14 protein-coding genes are annotated in these 22761 nt (G+C 61.0%); 8 read left to right on the plus strand and 6 right to left on the minus strand.

Translation table 11 applies throughout. From position 1 onward, the window contains the following. Positions 1-70 precede the first annotated feature (70 nt). A complete protein-coding gene (locus AC3ITY_RS09245) occupies positions 71-2470 on the plus strand; it encodes a sensor domain-containing diguanylate cyclase (protein WP_489308574.1) in 2400 nt (799 codons plus the stop codon). 137 nt (positions 2471-2607) lie between these two features. Here the strand turns inward: AC3ITY_RS09245 and dacB are convergent, their stop codons facing one another. Continuing rightward, positions 2608-4068: a D-alanyl-D-alanine carboxypeptidase/D-alanyl-D-alanine endopeptidase gene (dacB, locus tag AC3ITY_RS09250; protein ID WP_489308576.1), complete on the minus strand. Its 1461-nt coding sequence runs from the start codon at positions 4066-4068 to the stop codon at positions 2608-2610. A gap of 234 nt (positions 4069-4302) precedes the next feature. On the opposite strand from dacB, the gene AC3ITY_RS09255 reads away from it, so the two are divergent. Next, the gene (locus tag AC3ITY_RS09255) at positions 4303-4647 is read left to right on the plus strand and encodes a YggL family protein (protein ID WP_007971486.1); all 345 of its coding nucleotides are present in this window, start codon (positions 4303-4305) and stop codon (positions 4645-4647) included. Between the two features lie 59 nt (positions 4648-4706). Here the strand turns inward: AC3ITY_RS09255 and AC3ITY_RS09260 are convergent, their stop codons facing one another. After that, positions 4707-5897, minus strand: coding sequence for a benzoate/H(+) symporter BenE family transporter (locus tag AC3ITY_RS09260; protein ID WP_489308578.1), 1191 nt, complete (start codon positions 5895-5897; stop codon positions 4707-4709). Positions 5898-6166: 269 nt separating this feature from the next. On the opposite strand from AC3ITY_RS09260, the gene AC3ITY_RS09265 reads away from it, so the two are divergent. Beyond that, positions 6167-6931 (plus strand): GntR family transcriptional regulator, encoded by a 765-nt coding sequence (locus AC3ITY_RS09265; protein WP_008050187.1) that lies wholly within the window; start codon positions 6167-6169, stop codon positions 6929-6931. 178 nt (positions 6932-7109) lie between these two features. Here AC3ITY_RS09265 and guaD read toward each other — a convergent pair whose 3' ends face one another. The 4 genes from guaD to xdhA all read right to left on the minus strand — a co-directional run bounded on the left by guaD (position 7110) and on the right by xdhA (position 13260). Then, positions 7110-8414, minus strand: coding sequence for a guanine deaminase (gene guaD, locus AC3ITY_RS09270; RefSeq protein WP_489308581.1), 1305 nt, complete (start codon positions 8412-8414; stop codon positions 7110-7112). 23 nt (positions 8415-8437) lie between these two features. Continuing rightward, positions 8438-9295, minus strand: a complete 858-nt coding sequence (gene xdhC, locus AC3ITY_RS09275; protein ID WP_489308583.1) for a xanthine dehydrogenase accessory protein XdhC — start codon at positions 9293-9295, stop codon at positions 8438-8440. A gap of 118 nt (positions 9296-9413) precedes the next feature. Beyond that, a complete protein-coding gene (xdhB, locus tag AC3ITY_RS09280) occupies positions 9414-11813 on the minus strand; it encodes a xanthine dehydrogenase molybdopterin binding subunit (protein WP_223454912.1) in 2400 nt (799 codons plus the stop codon). Beyond that, a complete protein-coding gene (gene xdhA, locus AC3ITY_RS09285) occupies positions 11806-13260 on the minus strand; it encodes a xanthine dehydrogenase small subunit (RefSeq protein WP_223535020.1) in 1455 nt (484 codons plus the stop codon). The genes xdhB and xdhA overlap by 8 nt, the downstream gene beginning before the upstream one ends. Before the next feature lie 278 nt (positions 13261-13538). Here xdhA and AC3ITY_RS09290 point away from each other — a divergent pair, with 278 nt between their 5' ends. The 5 genes from AC3ITY_RS09290 to AC3ITY_RS09310 all read left to right on the plus strand — a co-directional run bounded on the left by AC3ITY_RS09290 (position 13539) and on the right by AC3ITY_RS09310 (position 22755). Next, positions 13539-14198 carry a GntR family transcriptional regulator gene (locus tag AC3ITY_RS09290; protein ID WP_046042869.1) on the plus strand — a complete coding sequence of 220 codons (660 nt, stop codon included), beginning with the start codon at positions 13539-13541 and terminating at the stop codon, positions 14196-14198. 2 nt (positions 14199-14200) lie between these two features. Further along, on the plus strand, positions 14201-17689 hold the full coding sequence (smc, locus tag AC3ITY_RS09295; RefSeq protein WP_223532556.1) for a chromosome segregation protein SMC: 3489 nt from the start codon (positions 14201-14203) through the stop codon (positions 17687-17689). Between the two features lie 277 nt (positions 17690-17966). Next, a complete protein-coding gene (gene zipA / locus AC3ITY_RS09300; protein ID WP_223454905.1) occupies positions 17967-18827 on the plus strand; it encodes a cell division protein ZipA in 861 nt (286 codons plus the stop codon). A gap of 233 nt (positions 18828-19060) precedes the next feature. After that, positions 19061-21418, plus strand: coding sequence for an NAD-dependent DNA ligase LigA (gene ligA, locus AC3ITY_RS09305; protein ID WP_223454903.1), 2358 nt, complete (start codon positions 19061-19063; stop codon positions 21416-21418). 170 nt (positions 21419-21588) lie between these two features. Continuing rightward, positions 21589-22755, plus strand: a complete 1167-nt coding sequence (locus AC3ITY_RS09310; protein WP_489308588.1) for a zinc-binding metallopeptidase family protein — start codon at positions 21589-21591, stop codon at positions 22753-22755. Positions 22756-22761 lie beyond the last annotated feature (6 nt).

Here is a 22761-nt window from a genome sequence, read left to right on the forward strand (position 1 = left end):
GTGGCTAATAGCTATAACTCAGTTCATGGCCAAAGGGCTTCCCCGCACCTGGCGTTTTGAGTTGCGTTCTATGTCGTTGCACGCCGTGCGCCCCAAGATCCTGGGTTTTATCAGCGAAGATGTCTCGGCCTGGCTGGTCGCACTGCTGGTATTGCTGGTTGGCGGGGTGCTCACCGGGTTGCTGGCGTGGTCGACACTTAATCTGTTTCACCATCAATTGCGGCAACGTTTCCAACTGCTGGCCAGTGAACGTTACAGCCGTATCGAAGAGCGTTTCGAAGATCAGGAGCAGCGCCTCGATGGCCTGCGCCGGTTTTTCGCCAATTCCGATTCGGTTTCCCGAGCGGAATTCGACGGCTACACCCAACCTTTGCTGCTGCGAACCCAGGCTTATTCCTACGCTCAGCGGGTCACCCGTGACGAGCGGGCGGCGTTCGAGCGTCGGGTGCGTGACGAAGGCTTGAGCAGCTTCACCCTGAGAGAGCTCAACGCCGACGGCCAATTGCAACTGGCGGGCGAGCGAGATGAGTACGTGGCGGTGCTGTATAGCCAGACGCAAAGCAAACTCGGCGCTCCCCTCGGTTACGACTTGCTGGCCCAACCGCTGCGGCGTGCCACGCTCGATCGGGCCAATCAACATGGCGGCATGGCGGTGTCGCAACCGATGCATCTGGTGAGTATCGAGCCGGCTTATGCGCGCGGCGTGCTGTTGGTCGCGCCGGTCATACAGCGCAACAGTCAGGACCACAAAACCACGAAGCCCTACGGTTATGTCATGGCTGTGATCAGCATGCGCCAGTTGCTGGCGGACGGACTGCCGGACGCCAGCCATGACTATCTCTCGGTGCGCATCCTCGATTTGTCGATCGACGACCAGCACGAAGTGCTGTTCGAGTCGCCCAACCCGCCGGCCATCAGCGAGCTGTCCGCCACGCGCCTGTTGCGCATGGCCGACCATGACTATCAAGTCGATATCCAGCCCAGCGACGCGTTCGTGCAGGCCAACCATTCCTCCGTGACCAGTGTGGTGGTGTTGGGTGGATTGCTCAGCGTGATGCTCAGTGCCTTGCTGTATGTGTTGGTCAGTCAGCGGCAGCGAGCGTTGAAACTGGTCGAGCAACGCACCCGGGAGCTGCGCGATCGAGAACAGGAGCTGCGCGGCACCCATGGCCAGTTGCGTGGCGTGCTGAATGCCGCCACCCAGGTCGCGATCATCGCCACCGATCTGCGTGGCGTCATCAGCACCTTCAACGCCGGTGCCGAGCAGATGCTTGGCTATACCAGTGCCGAAGTGGTCGGCCATATGACCCTGGAGAATCTGCACCTGCCCCGGGAACTGCTCGCTCGCTCGGCAGAGTTGGGCGCACGCTATGGCAAACCGGTGCCGACCTGCCAGGCGATGCTGGTCGAAAACGACGTGGAGGGCGGCGACGAGGCGCGGGAGTGGACGCTGGTGCGCGGCGATGGCAGCCATTTGATGGTCAACATGCTCGCCACGCCAGTGCTCGACGAGCAAGGCCTGTGGGTCGGGCACCTGGCGGTGTGCATCGACATCACCGAACGCAAACGGGTCCACGAAGCGCTCGCGGCGCGGGACCTGCTGTTGAAGAAACTCAGTGCCCACGTGCCCGGTGGCATCTACCAGTTCAAGATGGAGTTCGACGGGCGTTTCAGCGTGATCTACGCCAGCGACGGTATTCGCGAGATCTACGAGCTGGAACCCGACGTGCTGCTGCTCAATGCCGAAGCGATTTTCACCCGGATTCACCCCCAGGACACCACCCGTGTCCGCGCCTCGATCCGCGCCTCGGCCGACACCCTCAGCCCCTGGCGCGAGGAATACCGCGTGCAATTGCCGCAACGCGGTCTGCGTTGGGTGCGTGGCGAGGCCACGCCGGAGGCGCTGCCTGGTGGCGGCGTGCTGTGGCACGGCTACATCTCGGACATTTCCGATATGAAGCGGGTGGAAGAAAAGCTGCGCGCGTTGTCGGTCACCGATTCGCTGACCGGTATCCACAACCGGCGCTATTTCCAGGAACGCCTGACCACCGAAATGGCCCGGGTGGAGCGCGGTGGTGGGGATCTGTCGGTGATCATGCTCGATATCGACCATTTCAAACGCATCAATGACCTGCATGGCCATGCCATCGGTGATCGGGTGTTGCAGGCCGTGTGCCAGCGGATCGGCCGCCGGCTGCGTCGCACCGATGTGTTCTGCCGCCTGGGCGGTGAGGAGTTCATGGTGCTGTGCCCGGATATCAGCGGCGAAAATGCCTATATATTGGCCCAGCAATTGTGGCAAGGCTTGCGCAGCTCACCCATTGAAGGTGTCGGTACGGTCACCGCCAGTTTCGGGATTGCCAGTTGGCGGGTCGGGGAGGGTGCCGATGCCTTGCTGTTGCGCGCGGATTCGGGGGTCTATGCGGCAAAGCAGGCAGGAAGGGATCGGGTCGAGGGGGAGATGAATTAACCCGGGTTGTACGCTGACCCTGTAGGAGCGAGCTTGCTCGCGATGGATTCGAGAGCGCCGCGTACATCCAGTATGTCCGCGTTATCGTTATCGACCATCGCGAGCAAGCTCGCTCCTACAAGGGACAGAACGGTGCTTTACAACACCGAAGCCGTCTGCGGCAGTTTCGGTTGGCGGTACAGGTCCAGCAGCACCTGATCGAGCACCGACGAGGCGCCGAACGGGGCCTTGTCGTTGAGGATCGCCACCACCGCCCAGGTGTTGCCGTTGACGTCGCGACTGAAACCGGCAATTGCCCGCACGGTGTTCAGGGTGCCGGTCTTGACGTGGGCTTCACCGCGCATGGCAGTGGTCTTCAGGCGTTTGCGCATGGTGCCATCGGTGCCCGCAATCGGCATCGAACTGATGTACTCGGCGGAATACGGGCTGTGCCAGGCCGCTTCGAGCATCGAGGCCATTTCCCGGGCGCTGACACGCTCGGCACGGGACAGGCCGGAGCCGTTCTCCATCACCAGGTGCGGCGCGGTGATGCCCTTTTTCGCCAGCCACTGACGCACGACACGCTGGGCGGCTTTGGCATCGTCACCATCGGCATCGGTGCGGAAGCGTTGGCCGAGGCTCAGGAACAACTGCTGGGCCATGGTGTTGTTACTGTACTTGTTGATGTCGCGGATGATTTCCGCCAGATCCGGGGAGAACGCCCGGGCCAGTACCTTGGCGTCCTTAGGTGTTGGCGCCAGCACATCCTTGCCCTGGATGCTGCCACCCAGTTCCTTCCAGATCGCACGGACGGCGCCGGCGGTGTAGGTCGCGTGGTCGAGCAGCGACAGGTAAGTCTGCGAGCTGCAGCCTTCACCCAGCTGACCGCCGACCGTCACGGTCACGCTGCCGTCGGCCTGTGCCACCGGGTTGTAGCGCACGCCACCGGTGCATTGTTTGGAATTGAGGGCCTTGACCTGGTTGTCGATACGGATGCTCGCAATCGGCGGTTCCACCGAGACCAGCACCTTGCCCGAGTCATTGCGCGCAACGAAGCGCAGCGCCTTGAGGTTGACCAGCAGTGAGTCGGGCTTGACCAGGAACGGCTTGTTCTCGTCGTTGCCGTCGTCATTGAACTCCGGCAGTTGCGGTTGCACGAAGAAGGTTTTATCCAGCACCAGGTCGCCGGTGACCTGGGTAACGCCGTTGGCACGCAGGTCGCGCATCAGCAGCCAGAGTTTTTCCATGTTCAGCTTCGGATCGCCGCCACCCTTGAGGTAGAGGTTGCCGTTGAGAATGCCGCCACTCAAGGTGCCGTCGGTGTAGAACTCGGTTTTCCACTGGTGGTTCGGGCCGAGCATTTCCAGCGCCGCGTAGGTGGTGACCAGTTTCATGGTCGACGCCGGGTTGACCGACACGTCGGCGTTGAACACCGTCGCGGTGCCGGGGCCGGTGAGCGGGATCATCACCAGCGACAGGGCGTTGTCTTGCAACTTGCTGGCTTTCAGGGCTTTTTCAACGTTGGGCGACAACGCGGTATTGATGGGAGCGGCGGAAACGGAGAGGGCCAGGGGGAGAAGAAAACTGGCCAACAGCAATGGACGCAAAGATTTGATCATCTGAAATAAAACCCTACAGCCGAGGGGAAATAAGATGAGGGCATGGAGATAAATTCCCTCAATGGTCATGAAAGTGTCGGCATTATGCCCCAAGGTGTCACGGCTTGTGCCGTGCGCGGGCATTCTGATCGGCTATTTTTTTACCGACGGTAGGCGTGGTGGCCCAGAGAGTCAGGCAATCGGCGGCTTAAACTGCTAAAGTGCCGCCCGTTATTACTTAAGAGGATTGTTCCAATGGCGACTAACCGTTCCCAGCGTCTGCGCAAAAAACTGTGCGTCGATGAATTTCAAGAGCTGGGTTTCGAACTGAACCTGGATTTCAAAGAAGATTTGGCTGATGAAGCCATTGATGCTTTCCTCGATGCGTTCCTCAAAGAAGCCATGGAAGCCAACGGTCTGGGCTATGTTGGCGGCGACGACTACGGTCTGGTTTGCCTGCAGAAGCGTGGCTCGGTCAGCGCTGAACAGCGCGCTGCCGTTGAAGCCTGGCTCAAAGGCCGCACCGAGCTGACCAGCGTTGAAGTCAGCCCGCTGCTGGACGTCTGGTACCCGGAAAAGCCGATCAATCCGGTAGCTTGATGTTCTAAAAAAACGGCGACCCAAGGGTCGCCGTTTTTTTATGCCGATGGTTTTTGGTTTCAGGCCTTGCGCCCGTTCAGAATCACCAGCGTCACCACCCCCGCGACAATCCCCCAGAACGCCGAACCGATGGAAAACAGCGTCAACCCCGATGCCGTGACCATGAAGGTGATCAGCGCCGCCTCGCGTTCCTTCACTTCGCTCATGGCGATGCTCAAGCCGTTGATGATCGAGCCGAACAGCGCCAGCGCTGCAATCGACAGCACCAGTTCCTTGGGCAGCGCGGCGAACAATGCCGCGAGCGTCGCACCGAACACGCCGGCGATCCCGTAGAAAATCCCGCACCAGACGGCTGCGGTGTAGCGCTTGTTGCGATCCTCATGGGCGTGCGGTCCGGTGCAGATCGCTGCGCTGATCGCCGCCAGGTTGATCCCGTGGGAGCCGAACGGTGCCAACAGCAAACTGGCGATGCCGGTGGTGGTGATCAGCGGCGAGGCGGGCACCGTGTAACCATCGGCGCGCAATACGGCGATGCCGGGCATGTTTTGTGAGGTCATGGCGACGACAAACAGCGGGATACCGATGCTGATGGTCGCGGCCAGGGAGAAGTGCGGCGTGGTCCAGACCGGCGTGGCCACTTCCAGATGGAAACCGCTGAAGTCCAGCAGCCCCATGAAGCCTGACAATGCCGTGCCGATCAGCAATGCTGCCAACACCGCGTAGCGCGGCGACAGGCGCTTGACCACCAAATAGCTGACAAACATCCCCAGTACCAGGGCGGTGCGGTGTTGCGCCGCGACGAAAATCTCGCTGCCGATCTTGAACAGGATTCCCGCCAGCAGGGCGGCGGCCAGGGATGCCGGAATCTTTTTCATCAGTCGTTCGAAGCTGCCGGTCAACCCGCAAATCGTCACCAGCGCCGCGCAGGTGATGTAGGCGCCGATGGCTTCGCCGTAGCTCACGCCGCCGAGGCTGGTGATCAGCAGCGCGGCGCCGGGGGTCGACCAGGCAATGGTGATCGGCGTGCGATGGCGCAGGGACAGGCCAATGGAGCACACCGCCATGCCGATGGAAATCGCCCAGATCCACGAAGAAATCTGCCCGCTGCTCAGCCCCGCAGCTTGCCCGGCCTGGAACATCAGCACCAGGGAGCTGGTGTAGCCGGTCATCATGGCGATGAAGCCGGCGACGATGGCCGAAGGCGAGGTGTCGGCCAAAGGGCGGATTTGCGTGTGGGTGGCGTCGTTCATGACGGTGGTGTTCCTTTTACAGATGAAGATGTCCGCGGCAACGCTGAGCTCTGTGGGAGCGCGTTACAAAGGCGGATTCTGCGAACAAGCCTAAACTCAAAAGTAATCAGGCGTTGCGATACAGCCGAGGCAACATTCAGCCGTACAGTCGTGTTGCCACCCTCCATTGTGTACAATTGCAGTGTTTTTTACGCGATACTTGCCAGCGACCCACTGTGCCGTATTACAGTCGCGGTCAATTCGCCGCAGTTCTTCCGACTCGAGTGCCCATGAACGAACAGTTGCAACCCCTAAAGAAACAACCGCGAGCAGGCAAAGCCGGCCGCAGCGGTACTCAGGACGATATTGTCTACGCGCATATCTTCGAGGCCATCCTCGAGCAGCGTCTGGCGCCCGGCACCAAGTTGAGTGAAGAAGCGCTGGGGGAAATTTTCGGGGTCAGCCGCACCATCATTCGCCGCGCCTTGTCGCGCCTGGCCCATGAAGGCGTGGTGTTGCTGCGTCCGAATCGCGGCGCCGTGGTCGCCAGCCCGAGCGTCGAAGAAGCCCGCCAGGTGTTCATGGCCCGCCGTCTGGTGGAGCGAGCGATCACCGAGCTGGCGGTTCAGCACGCGACCGCCGAGCAGATTGCCGAATTGCGCCAGATGGTCAACGACGAACGCGACAGCTTCTCCCGTGGTGATCGTGGTGCCGGTATCCGCCTGTCGGGTGAATTCCACCTGAAGCTAGCCGAAGCTGCGAAAAATGCGCCGCTGATCAGCTTCCAGCGCAGCCTGGTGTCCCAGACGTCGCTGATCATCGCCCAGTACGAAAGCGGCAACCGTTCCCATTGCTCCTACGACGAGCACACCCAGTTGATCGACGCCATCGAAAAGCGCGACGCTGAACTGGCGGTGAACCTGATGATGCATCACATGGATCACATCGACAGCAAGCTCAACCTCGACGAGGAAAGTGCTTCGGATGATCTGCATGCGGTGTTCTCGCATTTGCTGCAGACCAAGAAGCCTGGGCGGTCGACCGCGAAACTCTGATCTGTAGGAGCGAGCTTGCTCCGGGCGGCGTTCCGACGATGGTCGTGAGCGATAACACGGGGTGCCTGAATTACTGCGGCGCTCTTGCGTTCTTCGCGAGCAAGCTCGCTCCTACAGAGGATCAAAAAAATCCCCCGGAATCTGATGATTGCGGGGGATTTTTTATGTATTGAGAAAACTAGCGCTGATGCACCAGATTCCCCGCCGCATAAGTCTGCTGCACAGTCCGGTCATCCCCCAGGGTCATCAACACAAACAACGTCTCGGCGATGTTATTGGCTTGCTTCAGACGATAGCCCAGCAACGGCGTGGCGTTGTAGTCCAGCACCAGGAAGTCGGCGTCAGTGCCTGGTTGCAGGGTGCCGATCTTGTCTTCCAGGCGCAGTGCGCGGGCGCCGCCGAGGGTGGCCAGGTACAGCGACTTGAACGGGCTCAGGCGTGCACCTTGCAGTTGCATGACCTTGTAGGCTTCGTTGAGGGTTTGCAGCAGCGAGAAACTGGTGCCGCCGCCCACATCGGTACCGATGCCGACATTGAGCTTGTGCTTCTCGGCCATCGGCAGGTTGAACAGGCCGCTGCCGAGGAAGAAGTTTGAGGTCGGGCAGAACGAGATGGCTGAACCGGTTTCTGCCAGTCGCGCGCACTCGTCATCGCACAGGTGCACACCGTGGGCGAACACCGAGCGCTCGCCGAGCAACTGGTAGTGGTCGTAGACGTCCAGGTAACCCTTGCGCTCCGGGAACAGTTCCTTGACCCACTCGATTTCCTTGAGGTTTTCGCTGATGTGGGTCTGCATGTACAGATCCGGGTACTCCGTCAGCAACTGGCCGGCCAGGGTTAGCTGTTCCGGGGTGCTGGTCGGTGCGAAGCGTGGGGTGACCGCGTAGTGCAGGCGACCCTTGCCGTGCCAGCGCTCGATCAGCGCCTTGCTTTCGACGTAGCTGGATTCGGCGGTGTCGGTCAGGTAGTCCGGGGCGTTGCGGTCCATCATCACCTTGCCGGCGATCATCCGCAGGTCGAGCTGCTCGGCGGCTTCGAAGAACGAGTTCACCGATTGCGGGTGCACGCTGCCGAATACCAACGCAGTGGTGGTGCCGTTGCGCAACAGTTCCTTGATGAAAATATCCGCGACCTGGTCGGCGTGGGCCTTGTCGGCGAACTGGCTTTCGCACGGGAAGGTGTAGGTGTTGAGCCAGTCCAGCAATTGCTCGCCATAGGCGCCGACCATTCCGGTTTGCGGCAGGTGGATGTGGGTGTCGATGAAGCCAGGGGTGATCAGGGCGTCCTGATAGTGGGTGATTTCGACGTCAGCCGGCAGGGTCGGCAGCAGTTCGCTGGCATGGCCCAGGGCGCTGATCTGGCCGTTATCCACAACCAGCAGGCCGTCTTCGAAATACTCGTAGGAGGCTTCGATGCCCACGATGGCTGGGTCGGCGATGCTGTGCAGGATGGCGGCGCGGTAAGCTTTGCGAGTCAAAGGCATGTGAGTTCTCAATGTCAGGCTTGTCAGTTCGAGGCGGCTTGCTTCGAAGCGTGGCTGCGGCGCGAGGCGGGCAGCAGTTTGGCAATAGGCTCGGCGCTGGACGTCTGCTGGCCGAAGTTCGCGTTATAGGTGGCGATGATTTCGCCGGCGATGGAGATGGCGATTTCCACAGGCAGCTTGCCTTTGACTTCGCCGATGCCCATCGGGCAGCGCATGCGTTGCACGACGCTGTTGTCGAAACCGCGGTCGCGCAGGCGATGTTCGAACTTCACCCGTTTGGTCTTCGAACCGATCAGGCCGAAGTAGGCGAAGTCGTTGCGCTTGAGGATCGCAGCGGTCAGTTCGAGGTCGAGCTGGTGGTTGTGGGTCATCACGATGCAGTAGCTGCCGGCCGGCAGATCATCGATTTCATCCACCGGTTCTTCGCTGACGATCTTGCGTACGCCATGGGGGATCTGCTCGGGGAATTCATCTTCCCGCGAATCGATCCAGCGCACCCGGCAAGGCAGGCTGGCCAGCAGCGGAACGAGGGCGCGGCCGACGTGGCCCGCACCGAACACGGCGATCTGCGCCTGAACCTGGCCCATCGGTTCGAACAGCAAAACGGTTGCACCACCGCAGCACTGGCCAAGGCTGGCACCGAGGCTGAAGCGTTCCAGATGGGTGTCTTGCTTGCCACTGGCGAGCATCTCGCGGGCGATCTTCATGGCCTTGTATTCCAGGTGCCCGCCACCGATGGTGTCGAAGCTCTGGTTCGCGCTGATGACCATCTTCGAGCCAGCGTTGCGCGGCGTCGAGCCGAGCTCTTCGATGATAGTGACCAGCACGCAGGGCTCACCCCGGTTTTGCAGGTCGGCGAGGGCGTCGATCCAGTTGTACATGTTTCACCTCAACATCTCTGTTGTCTGTACCGGCCTCTTCGCGGGCAAGCCTCGCTCCTACAGGGGATTGCGATCAACCGTAGGAGCGAGGCTTGCCCGCGAAGGGCGCGACGCGGTCTTAGAGCGAAGCCAACTCGGTCTCAGCTTCGACAGCCTTCGCCGCCTTCAGCTGGCGCATCTGCTCACAGCCCCACAACACCCGCTCCGGGGTCGCCGGTGCGTCAATTTTCGGTTGATGCCTGTAATCGCCCAGGCTCGCCACGGCGTCCTTGATCGCACACCACGAGGCGATGCCGAGCATGAACGGCGGCTCGCCCACGGCCTTGGAGTGGAACACCGTGTCTTCCGGGTTCTTGCGGTTTTCCACCAGCTTCACCCGCAGGTCCAGCGGCATGTCCGCCACGGCCGGGATCTTGTAGCTGGCCGGGCCGTTGGTCATCAGCTTGCCCTTGTTGTTCCACACCAGCTCTTCCATGGTCAGCCAGCCCATGCCCTGGATGAAACCGCCCTCGACCTGACCGATGTCGATGGCCGGGTTCAGCGAGGCGCCGACGTCGTGGAGGATGTCGGTGCGCAGCATCTTGTATTCGCCGGTCAGGGTGTCGACCAGCACTTCGCAGCACGCCGCGCCAAAGGCGAAGTAGTAGAACGGACGGCCGCGAGCCTGGCTGCGGTCGTAGTAGATTTTCGGGGTCTTGTAGAAGCCGGTGCTCGACAGCGACACCTGGGCGAAGTACGCCTGCTGGATCAGTGCTTCGAAGGTCAGGATGTGATCGCGAACCCGCACGTGGCCGTTGTGGAATTCCACGTCTTCTTCGCTGACCTTGTACTGGCGAGCGGCGAATTCCACCAGGCGTTGCTTGATGGTTTCGGCGGCGTTCTGCGCGGCCTTGCCGTTCAGGTCGGCACCGCTGGACGCGGCGGTTGGCGAGGTGTTCGGTACTTTGTCGGTGTTGGTCGCGGTGATCTGCACGCGGTCCATTTCCACCTGGAACACTTCGGCCACCACCTGTGCGACCTTGGTGTTCAGGCCCTGGCCCATTTCGGTGCCGCCGTGGTTGAGGTGGATACTGCCGTCGGTATAGACGTGCACCAGCGCGCCGGCCTGGTTGAGGAAGCTGGCGGTGAAGGAAATGCCGAATTTCACCGGGGTCAGCGCCAGGCCTTTTTTCAGGATCGGACTGTTGGCGTTGTAGCGACGGATCGCTTCGCGACGCTCGGCGTACTGGCTGCTTTCTTCCAGTTCTGCGGTCATTTCCTCGAGCATGTTGTGCTCGACGGTCTGGTAGTAGTGGGTGACGTTGCGTTCGGTCTTGCCGTAGTAGTTGGCCTTGCGCACCGCCAGCGGATCAAGGGCCAGATGGCGAGAGATGGCGTCCATCACTTCTTCGATGGCGACCATGCCTTGCGGGCCGCCGAAACCACGGTAGGCGGTGTTCGACGCGGTGTTGGTCTTGCAGCGGTGACCGTTGATGGTCGCATCGCCCAGGTAGTACGAGTTGTCCGAGTGGAACATCGCGCGGTCGACGATCGACGCCGACAGGTCAGGCGAGCAACCGCAGTTGCCGGCCAGTTCCAGGTTGATGCCGTGCAGGCGGCCGGTGCTGTCGAAGCCCACGTCGTACTCGACGTAGAACGGGTGACGCTTGCCGGTCATCAGCATGTCTTCGACCCGTGGCAGACGCATCTTGGTCGGCTGGCCGGTGAGGTGCGCGATCACCGCGCACAGGCACGCCGGGCTGGCAGCCTGGGTTTCCTTGCCGCCGAAACCACCGCCCATGCGACGCATGTCGACGACGATCTTGTTCATCGACACGTCGAGTACTTCGGCCACCAGTTTCTGCACTTCGGTGGGGTTCTGCGTGGAGCAATAGACGATCATGCCGCCGTCTTCGGTCGGCATCACCGAAGAGATCTGGGTTTCCAGATAGAAGTGTTCCTGGCCGCCGATGTGCAGCGTGCCCTGGATGCGATGCTCGGCGGTGGCCAGCGCCGTGGCCGAATCGCCGCGCTGATGGGTGTGGCTGTCGAGTACGAAGTGGCGCTTGCGCAGGGCTTCGACCACATCCAGCACAGGTTCCAGGTCTTCGTATTCGATGATCGCGGCCATGGCCGCCTTGCGCGCGGTTTCCAGGTCTTTCGCCGCCACGGCGACCACCGGTTGACCGACGAATTGCACGGTATCGATGGCCAGCAGCGGATCGCCCGGCAGCAACGGACCGATGTCTTTGAGGCCCGGTACGTCTTCGTGGGTGATGGCGATGCGCACGCCTTCGAAGGCGTAGCAGGGCGCGGTGTCGATGCTGATGATCCGGGCGTGGGCACGGTCCGACATGCGCGCATAAACGTGCAACTGGTTCGGAAACTCCAGGCGATCGTCGATGTACTGCGCTTCACCGGCCACATGTTTGGCGGCGCTGTCGTGCTTGACGCTGCGGCCGACACCGGTGGTCAGGTCCTTGGCGAACAGTTCAGCCAATTCGGCTTGGGTCTTCTCTACGGCGTGATGATTAGACATAAGCGGTCACCCGAGTCTCGATGTGCGGTGTTTGCAGTTCGATGAAGTATTTGCGCAGCAGGTTCTGCGCGCTGAGCAGGCGATATTCCTTGCTGGCGCGGAAGTCCGAGAGCGGCGTGAAGTCTTCGGCCAGGGCAGCGCAGGCGCGTTCAACGGTAGCGTTGTTGAATGGCGAACCGAGCAATGCGGCTTCGCAGGCAGCGGCGCGTTTCGGGATGGCCGCCATGCCGCCGAAAGCGACGCGGGCTTCAGCCACTACGCCGTTTTCCAGGCGAATGTTGAAGGCGGCGCACACGGCAGAAATGTCATCGTCCAGGCGCTTGGAGATCTTGTAGGCGCGGAACAGTTTTTCGACGCTGGCGCGGGGCACGATGATCTTCTCGATGAACTCGCTTTCCTGGCGCGCAGTGACGCGGTAATCGATGAAGTAATCTTCCAGTGCCAGGGTGCGGCGGGTTTCGCCTTTGCACAGCACGATTTGCGCGCCGAGGGCGATCAGCAGGGGTGGCGAGTCACCAATCGGCGAGGCATTGCCGATGTTGCCGCCCAGGGTGCCCTGGTTGCGGATCTGCAAGGAGGCGAAGCGGTGCAGCAATTCACCGAAGTCCGGGTACTCGGCGTTCAAGGCCTCGTAGCAATCGGAAAGGGCCGTGGCGGCGCCGATTTCCAGGCGATCGTCAAAACGCTCGATACGCTTCATCTCGGCGACGTTGCCGACATAGATCATCACCGGCAGGGTGCGGTGGAACTGCGTGACTTCCAGTGCCAGGTCGGTACCGCCGGCCAGCAGGCGGGCCTGTGGATAAGCGTCGTAGAGGTCCGCCAGGTCGGCCACGGTCAGCGGCACCAGGCAGCGTTTGTCGCCGCTGTTGAGTTCGCCGATATCGGTCGGGGCAATCGCTTTGAGGCGCGCGATGGTGTCGGCCTCGCGGGCGTCGAACTGGTCCGGTTGCTTGGCGCAGCAGGACTGCTCGGCAGCTTCCAGGATCGGCCGGTAGCCGGTGCAACGGCAGAGATTGCCGGCCAGTGCTTCGTGGGCCTTGGCATGATCCGGTGCATCGCTGTTCTTTTGCAGGGCAAACAGCGACATCACGAAGCCTGGGGTACAGAAGCCGCATTGCGAGCCGTGGCACTCGACCATGGCTTTCTGCACGCTGTGCAGCTGACCCTTGTGCTTGAGGTCTTCAACGCTGATCAGTTGTTTGCCGTGCAGGGACGACACGAAGGTCAGGCACGAGTTGAGGCTGCGATAGCGAATGTGTTCGCGACCGTCGTCATCGGTCTGCAATTCGCCGACCACCACGGTGCAGGCGCCGCAGTCACCGCTGGCGCAGCCTTCTTTGGTGCCGGGTTTGCCCACATGGTCGCGCAGATAATTGAGCACGGTCAGGTTCGGGTCCAGGGCGTGCTCGCTACGGAGTTCCTGGTTTAGTAAAAACTGGATCACGGAAGGCCTCGCAGACTCATTATTGTTGTTAACCGATAGGAACTGAATTTAGCAGGTCTGACTTTTCGGTCAATGATTTTCTGACTTAAAGGTCAGGAAACTGCAATTTGTCGATTAACCACCTGTTCCTTAATTATTGTCGTTGGTTCGATAGCCTGCCTTTTTGCTTGAATTTGCTTGAATCGTGCCAAAAAACCTCCGGGCGGGCACTCCGCCCTGACGCAGCAATTGCGCTACACTGCGCCGCTTGTACAGATCAAAGAGTTTGAAGGACAACCATGACGTTCAAGGCGCCGGACAGCCTCGCCGAGCAAATCGCTCACCACCTCGCCGAACGCATCATTCGCGGCGAAATGAAGCCCGGGGAGCGCATCCAGGAACAGAAGGTCACGCTGGCCCTCAACGTCAGCCGTGGTTCGGTCCGCGAGGCCTTGCTGATCCTCGAGCGTCGGCACCTGATCGCGATCCTGCCGCGACGTGGCGCCCACGTCACCGAGCTCACGCCGCACAAGGTCCAGAGCCTGTGCACGCTGATGAGCGAGCTCTATATTCTGCTCGGTAATTCGGTGGCCAGCGGCTGGAAAACCCAGGCCGACATGGCGCCGTTCGTGCAGATCCAGCAACGCCTGACTGCCAGCTACGAGCGTCAGGACATCCGCACTTTCGTCGACGACAGCTTCAATGTGATGCGCGCCGCGTACCCGTTCGCCAACAACCCGTACTTGCAGGAAACCGTCGAGAATCTGCAGCCGGCCATGAGCCGTGCGTATTTCCTCGCGCTGGACCAGCGCAAAGCGTCGATGAGCGAATTCCTCGAACTGTTCGAACGCTTGCTCGCTGCCGTGCTGGCCCGTGACTTTGCGCAGATTCGCGTGGTGCTGACGGCTTACGCCCAGCGCAGTTGCGATCTGGTGATCTCTGCCCTGACGGACGCCTGAGCGTGCGGCTCAAGTGCATCAAACTGGCGGGGTTCAAGTCCTTCGTCGACCCGACCACGGTGAACTTCCCCAGTAACATGGCGGCGGTGGTCGGGCCCAATGGTTGCGGCAAGTCGAACATCATCGACGCCGTGCGCTGGGTGATGGGCGAGAGTTCGGCGAAGAACCTGCGCGGCGAATCGATGACCGACGTCATCTTCAACGGCTCCACCAGCCGCAAGCCGGTGAGCCAGGCGAGCATCGAACTGGTGTTCGACAACTCCGACGGCACCTTGCTCGGGGAGTACGCCGCTTATGCGGAAATCTCCATTCGCCGCAAAGTGACCCGCGACAGCCAGACCACCTATTACCTCAACGGCACCAAATGCCGGCGCCGCGACATCACCGACATCTTCCTCGGCACCGGCCTTGGCCCGCGCAGCTACTCGATCATCGAGCAGGGGATGATCTCCAAGCTGATCGAGTCCAAGCCCGAAGACCTGCGCAACTTCATCGAAGAAGCCGCAGGCATCTCCAAGTACAAGGAGCGCCGGCGCGAGACGGAAAACCGCATCCGCCGCACCCACGAAAACCTTGAGCGCCTGACTGACCTGCGCGAAGAGCTTGAGCGTCAGCTCGAACGCTTGCACCGCCAGGCCGAGGCCGCCAAGAAGTATCAGGAACTCAAGGGCGAGGAGCGTCAGCTCAAGGCCCAGCTGTCGGCCCTGCGCTGGCAGGCGCTGAACGATCAGGTCGGCCAGCGTGAAGCGATCATCGGCAACCAGGAAGTTTCTTTCGAAGCCCTGGTGGCCGAACAGCGCAATGCCGACGCAAGCATCGAGCGCCTGCGTGACGGACACCACGACCTCTCGGAACGCTTCAACCTGGTGCAGGGGCGCTTCTACTCGGTCGGTGGCGACATTGCTCGGGTCGAGCAGAGCATCCAGCACGGTCAGCAGCGTTTGCGCCAGTTGCAGGATGACCTGAAAGAGGCCGAGCGCGCACGCCTGGAAACCGAATCGCACCTGGGCCACGACCGCACGCTGTTGCTGACCCTCGGCGAAGAGCTGGACATGCTCACCCCGGAACAGGAAGTCACCAGCGCCGCCGCCGAAGAGGCCGCTGCCGCGCTGGAAGAATCCGAAACCACCATGCACGGCTGGCAAGAACAGTGGGATACGTTCAACCTCACCGCCGCCGAGCCGCGCCGTCAGGCCGAAGTGCAGCAGTCGCGGATCCAGCAGCTGGAAACCAGCCTGGAGCGCCTGGCCGATCGCCAGAAGCGTCTTGGCGAAGAACGTGCCTTGCTCTCGGCGGACCCGGAAGACGCAGCGATCATGGCGCTCAGCGAGCAGCTCGCGGAATCCGAAGCGACCCTTGAGGATTTGCAGACCAGCGAAGAAGCGCAGGTCGAAAAGCTTGAGCAATTGCGTCAGGAACTGCAGCAGGCGCTGTCGGCGCAACAGCAGGCCCAGGGTGATTTGCAGCGCCTCAACGGTCGACTGGCTTCGCTCGAAGCCTTGCAGCAAGCTGCGCTCGATCCGGGCACCGGCACTGCTGAATGGCTGCGCGAACAGAATCTTGCGAATCGCCCGCGCCTGGCCGAAGGCCTGAAGGTTGAGGCCGGTTGGGAACTGGCGGTGGAAACCGTGCTCGGCGCCGACCTGCAAGCGGTGCTGGTGGACGATTTCAACGATTTCGATCTGTCCGGGTTTGCCCAGGGCGACTTGCGTTTGCTCAGCCCGGCCAGCGATGGCGTACGAGTGCCGGGCAGCTTGCTGGACAAGGTCGAGGCGCAGCTCGATCTGTCGCCATGGCTGGGGCAGGTCAAGCCGGTGGACAGTCTCGAACAGGCCTTGGCCTTGCGGGATCAATTGGCTGTCGGGCAGAGCCTGATCAGCCGTTGCGGTTACTGGGTCGGACGGCATTTTCTGCGGGTGCGTCGGGCCAGTGAAGCGGAAAGCGGCGTGCTCGCTCGCGGTCAGGAAATCCAGCAACTGGGCCTTGAGCGCGAAGAGCGCGAAGCCGCCGTCGAAACCCTGGAAACCCAACTGCAGAATCTCAGGGCGCAGCAGCGTCAGCAGGAGAACGGCCGCGAACATTTGCGCCGTTTACTGCAGGACGAAGCGCGTCAGCAAGGTGAATTAAAGGCTCAATTGTCCGCCGGCAAAGCCAAGGCCGAACAATTGACCCTGCGCCGCACCCGCCTCGACGAAGAGCTCACCGAGCTGGACGAACAGCGGGCCCTGGAGCACGAAAACATCGGCGAAGCGCGCCTGCAATTGCAGGAAGCCCTCGACAGCATGGCGCTGGACACCGAGCAGCGTGAGTTGCTGCTGGCCCAGCGCGACAGTCTGCGGGAGCGTCTGGACCGGGTGCGTCAGGAAGCACGGCAGCACAAGGATCACGCCCACCAGCTGGCGGTGCGTCTGGGCTCGCTCAAGGCCCAGCACGATTCGACGCGCCAGGCGCTGGAGCGACTGGAGATGCAGTCCGAGCGCCTGACCGAAAAGCGCGAGCAACTGAGCCTCAATCTGGAGGAGGGCGAAGCACCGCTGGAAGAACTGCGTTTGAAGCTCGAGGAGTTGCTCGACAAGCGCATGACCGTCGACGAAGAACTCAAGACCGCGCAGATCGCCCTCGAAGACGCCGACCGCGAACTGCGCGACGCCGAGAAGCGCCGCAGCCAGGCCGAACAACAATCCCAGTTGATTCGCAGTCAGCTCGAAACCCAGCGTATGGAATGGCAAGCCCTGACCGTGCGCCGCAAGACCTTGCAGGACCAATTGCTGGAAGACGGCTACGATCTCCACGGCGTACTCGCAACATTGACCGCCGAGGCCAGCGAGAAGGATGCCGAGGAAGAACTCGAGCGCATCGCTGCGAGGATCCAGCGCCTGGGCGCGATCAACCTGGCGGCCATCGATGAGTACCAGCAACAATCGGAACGTAAACGTTATCTGGATGCGCAGAACGACGATCTGGTGGAAGCGCTCGATACCCTTGAGAACGTGATTCGCAAGATCGACAAGGAAACCCGTAACCGTTTCAAGGATACCTTTGATCAGATCAATGGCGGTTTACAGGCGCTTTTCCCAAAAGTTTTCGGTGGAGGCCGCGCGTATTTGGAACTGACGGGCGAAGATCTACTCGATACAGGGGTAACAATCATGGCGCAGCCGCCAGGAAAGAAGAACAGCACCATCCATTTGCTCTCCGGCGGCGAAAAAGCCCTGACCGCATTGGCCCTGGTTTTTGCGATCTTCAAATTGAACCCGGCGCCGTTCTGCATGCTCGATGAGGTTGACGCGCCACTGGATGACGCTAACGTTGGACGCTACGCGCGATTGGTAAAAGAGATGTCACAGACAGTGCAGTTCATCTATATCACCCACAACAAGATCGCCATGGAAATGGCCGAACAACTGATGGGTGTGACGATGCACGAACCCGGTTGTTCACGTCTGGTGGCCGTGGATGTCGAGGAGGCGATGGCGATGGTGGACGCCTAGCGGCGAGCATCAAGCTGCAAGCTTGAAGCTTGAAGCTTGAGCTGTGCGGGCCATACGACGCTCTACCGGTGGAATGAAGATGGCAAATCGACATAATTTGCGCAGCGATTTTGGTAGACGGTGTAAAGTTGCCTTTGGTCGTGCTAGTTTAATGTCAATTTTTCGTATACGTGGGCAAAACGCCTGTCAGAACATAGAGTTGGCGCCACGTTTTAAAGCGGTTTGCAGGTTGTAAACCCCTTATTTTTCAGCATTTTTTATAGAGGCACGGGATTACATGGAAATCGGTCTGCGCGAGTGGCTGATCGTCATCGGCATTATTGTCATTGCCGGTATTCTTTTCGATGGCTGGCGCCGTATGCGCGGCGGCAAGGGAAAACTGAAGTTCCGTCTTGATCGAAGTCTGTCCAATCTGCCGGACGAGGACAGCAGCACCAGCGCCGAACTGCTGGGCCCGCCGCGCGTGCTGGACACGCATAAAGAGCCGCAACTGGACGAGCACGATCTGCCGTCGGTGAGCATGCCGGCCCGCGAGCCTCGCGAGTCGGGCTCCAAGCGCGGCAAGCGTGGCCACGGAGAGCCTTCCCAGGGCGACATGAACCTCAGCCTGGATCTGGACGGCGGCCCGAGCTTCAGCAGCCGCGACGACGATTTCCCGGATGACACCAAGGCTTCGCCAGCGGTCAACGACAAAGAGCAACCGCAAGCTGAAGAAGTGCTGGTGATCAGCGTGATCTGCCGCGACGCTGCCGGCTTCAAGGGCCCGGCGCTGTTGCAGAACATTCTGGAGAGCGGTTTGCGTTTCGGCGAAATGGACATTTTCCATCGCCACGAAAGCATGGCCGGCAACGGTGAAGTGCTGTTCTCCATGGCCAACGCCGTCAAGCCTGGCGTATTCGACCTGGATGACATCGACCACTTCAGCACTCCGGCGGTGAGCTTCTTCCTGGGTCTGCCAGGCCCTCGCCATCCGAAGCAAGCCTTCGACGTGATGGTGGCAGCGGCGCGTAAATTGTCCCAGGAGCTCAACGGCGAACTGAAGGACGACCAGCGCAGCGTACTGACCGCCCAGACGATCGAGCACTACCGTCAGCGCATCGTGGAATTCGAACGTCGCGCCTTGACCCAGAAGCGCTGATTGAAAAGGTTGGAGCGAGCTCTTGTGGCGAGGGAGCTTGCTCCCGCTGGGCTGCGAAGCAGCCCCAAAACCATCCCCCTCGTTGTGTCAGGTTCAACGCGATTGCAGGATTTACGGCGGCTTCGCCACCGAGCGGGAGCAAGCTCCCTCGCCACAATGGCCATAGCCTTGAGCTACTGTATTTAAAAAATTGAGCAGCCTCGGCTGCTCTTTTGCTTTATGAGAGAACACCCATGACCGCCGCCAAGAACCGTATTTTAGAGCTGCGCGCTGAGCTGGATCAGCACAACTATCGTTACCACGTGCTCGACGAGCCGAGCATTCCGGACGCCGAATACGACCGCTTGTTCAACGAGCTCAAGGCTCTGGAAGCGGCCAATCCCGAACTGATCACCAGCGACTCGCCAACCCAGCGAGTGGGCAGTGCGGCGCTGTCGGCGTTTACCCAGGTGCGTCACGAAGTGCCGATGCTCAGCCTCGGCAACGCCTTCGAAGAAACCGACATGCGTGAGTTCGACCGCCGGGTGACCGAAGGCCTGGACCTGCCGGCCGGCGACCTGTTCGGTGACGGGGCGACAGTCGAATACAGCTGCGAACCCAAGCTCGATGGCCTGGCCGTCAGCCTGCTGTATCAGGATGGCGTCCTGGTGCGCGGCGCGACCCGCGGCGATGGCACCACTGGCGAAGACATCAGCGTCAATGTGCGCACCGTGCGCAACATCCCGCTCAAGCTGCACGGTACTGGCTGGCCGGCGACTCTGGAAGTGCGCGGCGAAGTGTTCATGTCCAAGGCCGGTTTCGAGCGGCTCAACGCCACGCAACTGGAAGTCGGCGGCAAGACCTTCGCCAACCCGCGCAACGCAGCGGCGGGCAGTTTGCGTCAGCTGGATTCGAAGATCACCGCCAATCGTCCGCTGGAGTTCTGCTGCTACGGCATCGGCCAGGTGTCGGCGGACATTGCCGATACGCACATCGGCAATTTGCAGCAACTCCAGGCCTGGGGCATGCCGATCAGCCATGAGCTGAAACTGGCGCACGGCATCGCTGAGTGCCTGGATTACTACCGCGACATCGGTGAGCGTCGCAGCGCGCTGCCGTATGAAATCGACGGCGTGGTGTTCAAGGTCAACAGCATTGCCTCCCAGCGCGAACTGGGTTTTCGCGCCCGTGAACCGCGCTGGGCCATCGCCCACAAATTCCCGGCGATGGAAGAACTCACCGAGCTGCTCGATGTGGAGTTCCAGGTCGGTCGCACTGGGGCGGTGACGCCGGTGGCGCGACTGAAACCGGTCAAGGTCGCGGGCGTCACTGTGGCCAACGCCACACTGCATAACATGGATGAAGTGGCACGCCTGGGCCTGATGATCGGCGACACGGTGATCATCCGTCGCGCCGGTGACGTGATTCCGCAAGTGGTGCAAGTGGTCATGGAGCGTCGCCCGGAAAACGCCCGGCCGGTGCAGATTCCCGAGCAGTGCCCGGTGTGCGGTTCCCATGTCGAGCGCACGCAGCTGATCAAACGCAGCAAGGGCCGCGAGACGGTCAGCGAAGGTGCGGTGTATCGCTGCGTCGGTCGTCTGGCCTGCGGTGCGCAGCTCAAGCAGGCGATCATTCACTTCGTTTCCCGTCGCGCCATGGACATCGAAGGCCTGGGTGAGAAGAGCGTTGAGCAACTGGTCGACGAAGGCCTGGTGAGCTCGCCTGCTGATCTGTACGCCCTGACCTTCGAGCAGATCGTCGATCTGGAAGGCTTTGCCGAACTGTCGAGCAAGAACCTGCTCGGCGCCATCGAAGACAGCAAGAAGCCGGGCCTGGCACGGTTCATCTACGCCCTCGGGATTCCCGATGTCGGCGAGGAGACGGCCAAGGTTCTGGCGCGCTCCCTGGGCTCGCTGGAACGGGTGCAACAGGCCTTGCCGCAGGTGCTGACGTACTTGCCGGACGTCGGGCTGGAAGTCGCGTACGAGATCCACAGCTTCTTCGAGGACGCCCATAACCAGCAGGTGATCGCTGATTTGCTCAAACACGGCATGCAGATTCAGGAACAGGGCGAGTTGGGCGCCGAGTTTTCAGCGAGCACCACGCTGGGTGGTTTCCTCGACAAGCTGCATATCCCGTTGGTTGGGCCGGGCGGGGCGCAGAAACTGGCGGACAAATTCGGCTCGCTGCAGGCGGTGATCGGTGCTGACTGGCTGGATATGCGCCAGGCGCTGCCGGAAAAACAGGCCAATTCGGTTCGCGATTTTTTTGCGGACGAACAAAATCGCCAGCGTTCGATCACTGCTGAGGCGCAACTGGCTGATTTCGGCATGCATTGGCAGAGCGAGAAGAAGGTCGTCGAAGGCTTGCCGCTGGCCGGGCAGACCTGGGTGCTGACCGGCTCGCTGGAGCTGATGAGCCGCGATATCGCCAAGGACAAACTCGAAAGCCTTGGGGCCAAGGTAGCGGGCTCTGTGTCGGCCAAGACCCATTGCGTGGTCGCAGGGCCCGGTGCCGGTTCGAAGTTGACCAAGGCCAATGAGCTGGGGCTGAAGGTGCTGGATGAAGAGGCGTTTGTGGTGTTCCTGAAGGATCACAACATCCCGATCTAGCCGGAGAACCTGTGGCGAGGGAGCTTGCTCCCGCTGGAGCGCGAAGCGGTCCCTATAGTTCTGGCGCCTGCTACGCAGGCGAACGGGAGCAAGCTCCCTCACCACAAAAAAGCGGAACGATGTGCGAGCAAGAATGATCTAGTCTCTGCAAGCCTCAGGGAGAGATCGCCATGTACCCGTTCTTCGAGCAGCTCAGCTCGCGCATCGCCGCGCCGTTCATGGGCGAAAGCTCGCGCAACAGCAAGGTCTGGCACTGTCGTTGCGGGCAGTCCCTGTTCTTTCGCAACAGCCAGTGCCTGGCCTGTTCGGCGGCGTTGGGTTATCAGCCGGAGCAGAGTCGCCTGTCTGCGCTGCAACCGGGTGTGCAAGTGGGGACCTGGCAGCTTGATGCCGATACCGGGGCTGGCCTGTTTCGACGTTGCGCCAACCTCGACTCCCCGGCGGCCTGTAATTGGTTGCTGCCTGCCAATGACCATGACGTCTTGTGCATTGCCTGCAGCCTCAATCGCACCATTCCTGATCTGTCGTTAGCCGACAACCACGAGCGCTGGCGCAAGGTGGAAACCGCCAAACGGCGTCTGGTCGCGCAATTGCTCAGCCTGGGGTTGCAGGTAATTCCCAGGACCGTCGATGAAGAGATAGGCCTTGCCTTCGATTTCATCGGCGTGGACCTTGACGGAAAAACACCGACCACCGGCCATGCGAACGGCTTGATCACCCTCGATATCAAGGAGGCGGACGATGCCCACCGCGAACAGGTACGGGTGCAAATGCACGAACCCTATCGCACGTTGCTCGGGCATTTTCGTCACGAAGTCGGGCACTACTACTGGGACCAATTGATCGCCAATAGCCAATGGCTTGAGCCTTTTCGCGGATTGTTTGGCGATGAGCGCATCAGTTATACCGACTCCCTCGAACAGCATTATCAACAAGGCGCGCCGCTCGACTGGCAGCAGCACTACGTCAGCGCCTACGCCACCATGCACCCGTGGGAAGACTGGGCCGAAACCTGGGCGCATTACCTGCACATGATGGACGCAGTGGATACCGCGCTGGGCTTTGGCATGAGTGCCCGGGAAATGGACTTCGACTATCAGCCGTTTCCGCCCGAAACCCTTTACGATCCGCAACATCCCGGCGGCGCGGCTTTTCTTTCGTTCGTCAACGCCTGGATCGAACTGGCCGGCATGCTCAACGAATTGTCACGCAGCATGGGGCAGCCGGATTTCTATCCGTTTGTCCTGCCGTCAGCGGTCATTGCCAAGCTGCACTTTATTCACCTGGTGATTCAGCACGAGGGCGGCAGGGCGGACGAGGTGCTTGAGGCGCAATAGCAAGTG

The sequence above is a fragment of the Pseudomonas sp. GL_091 genome (assembly GCF_057837725.1).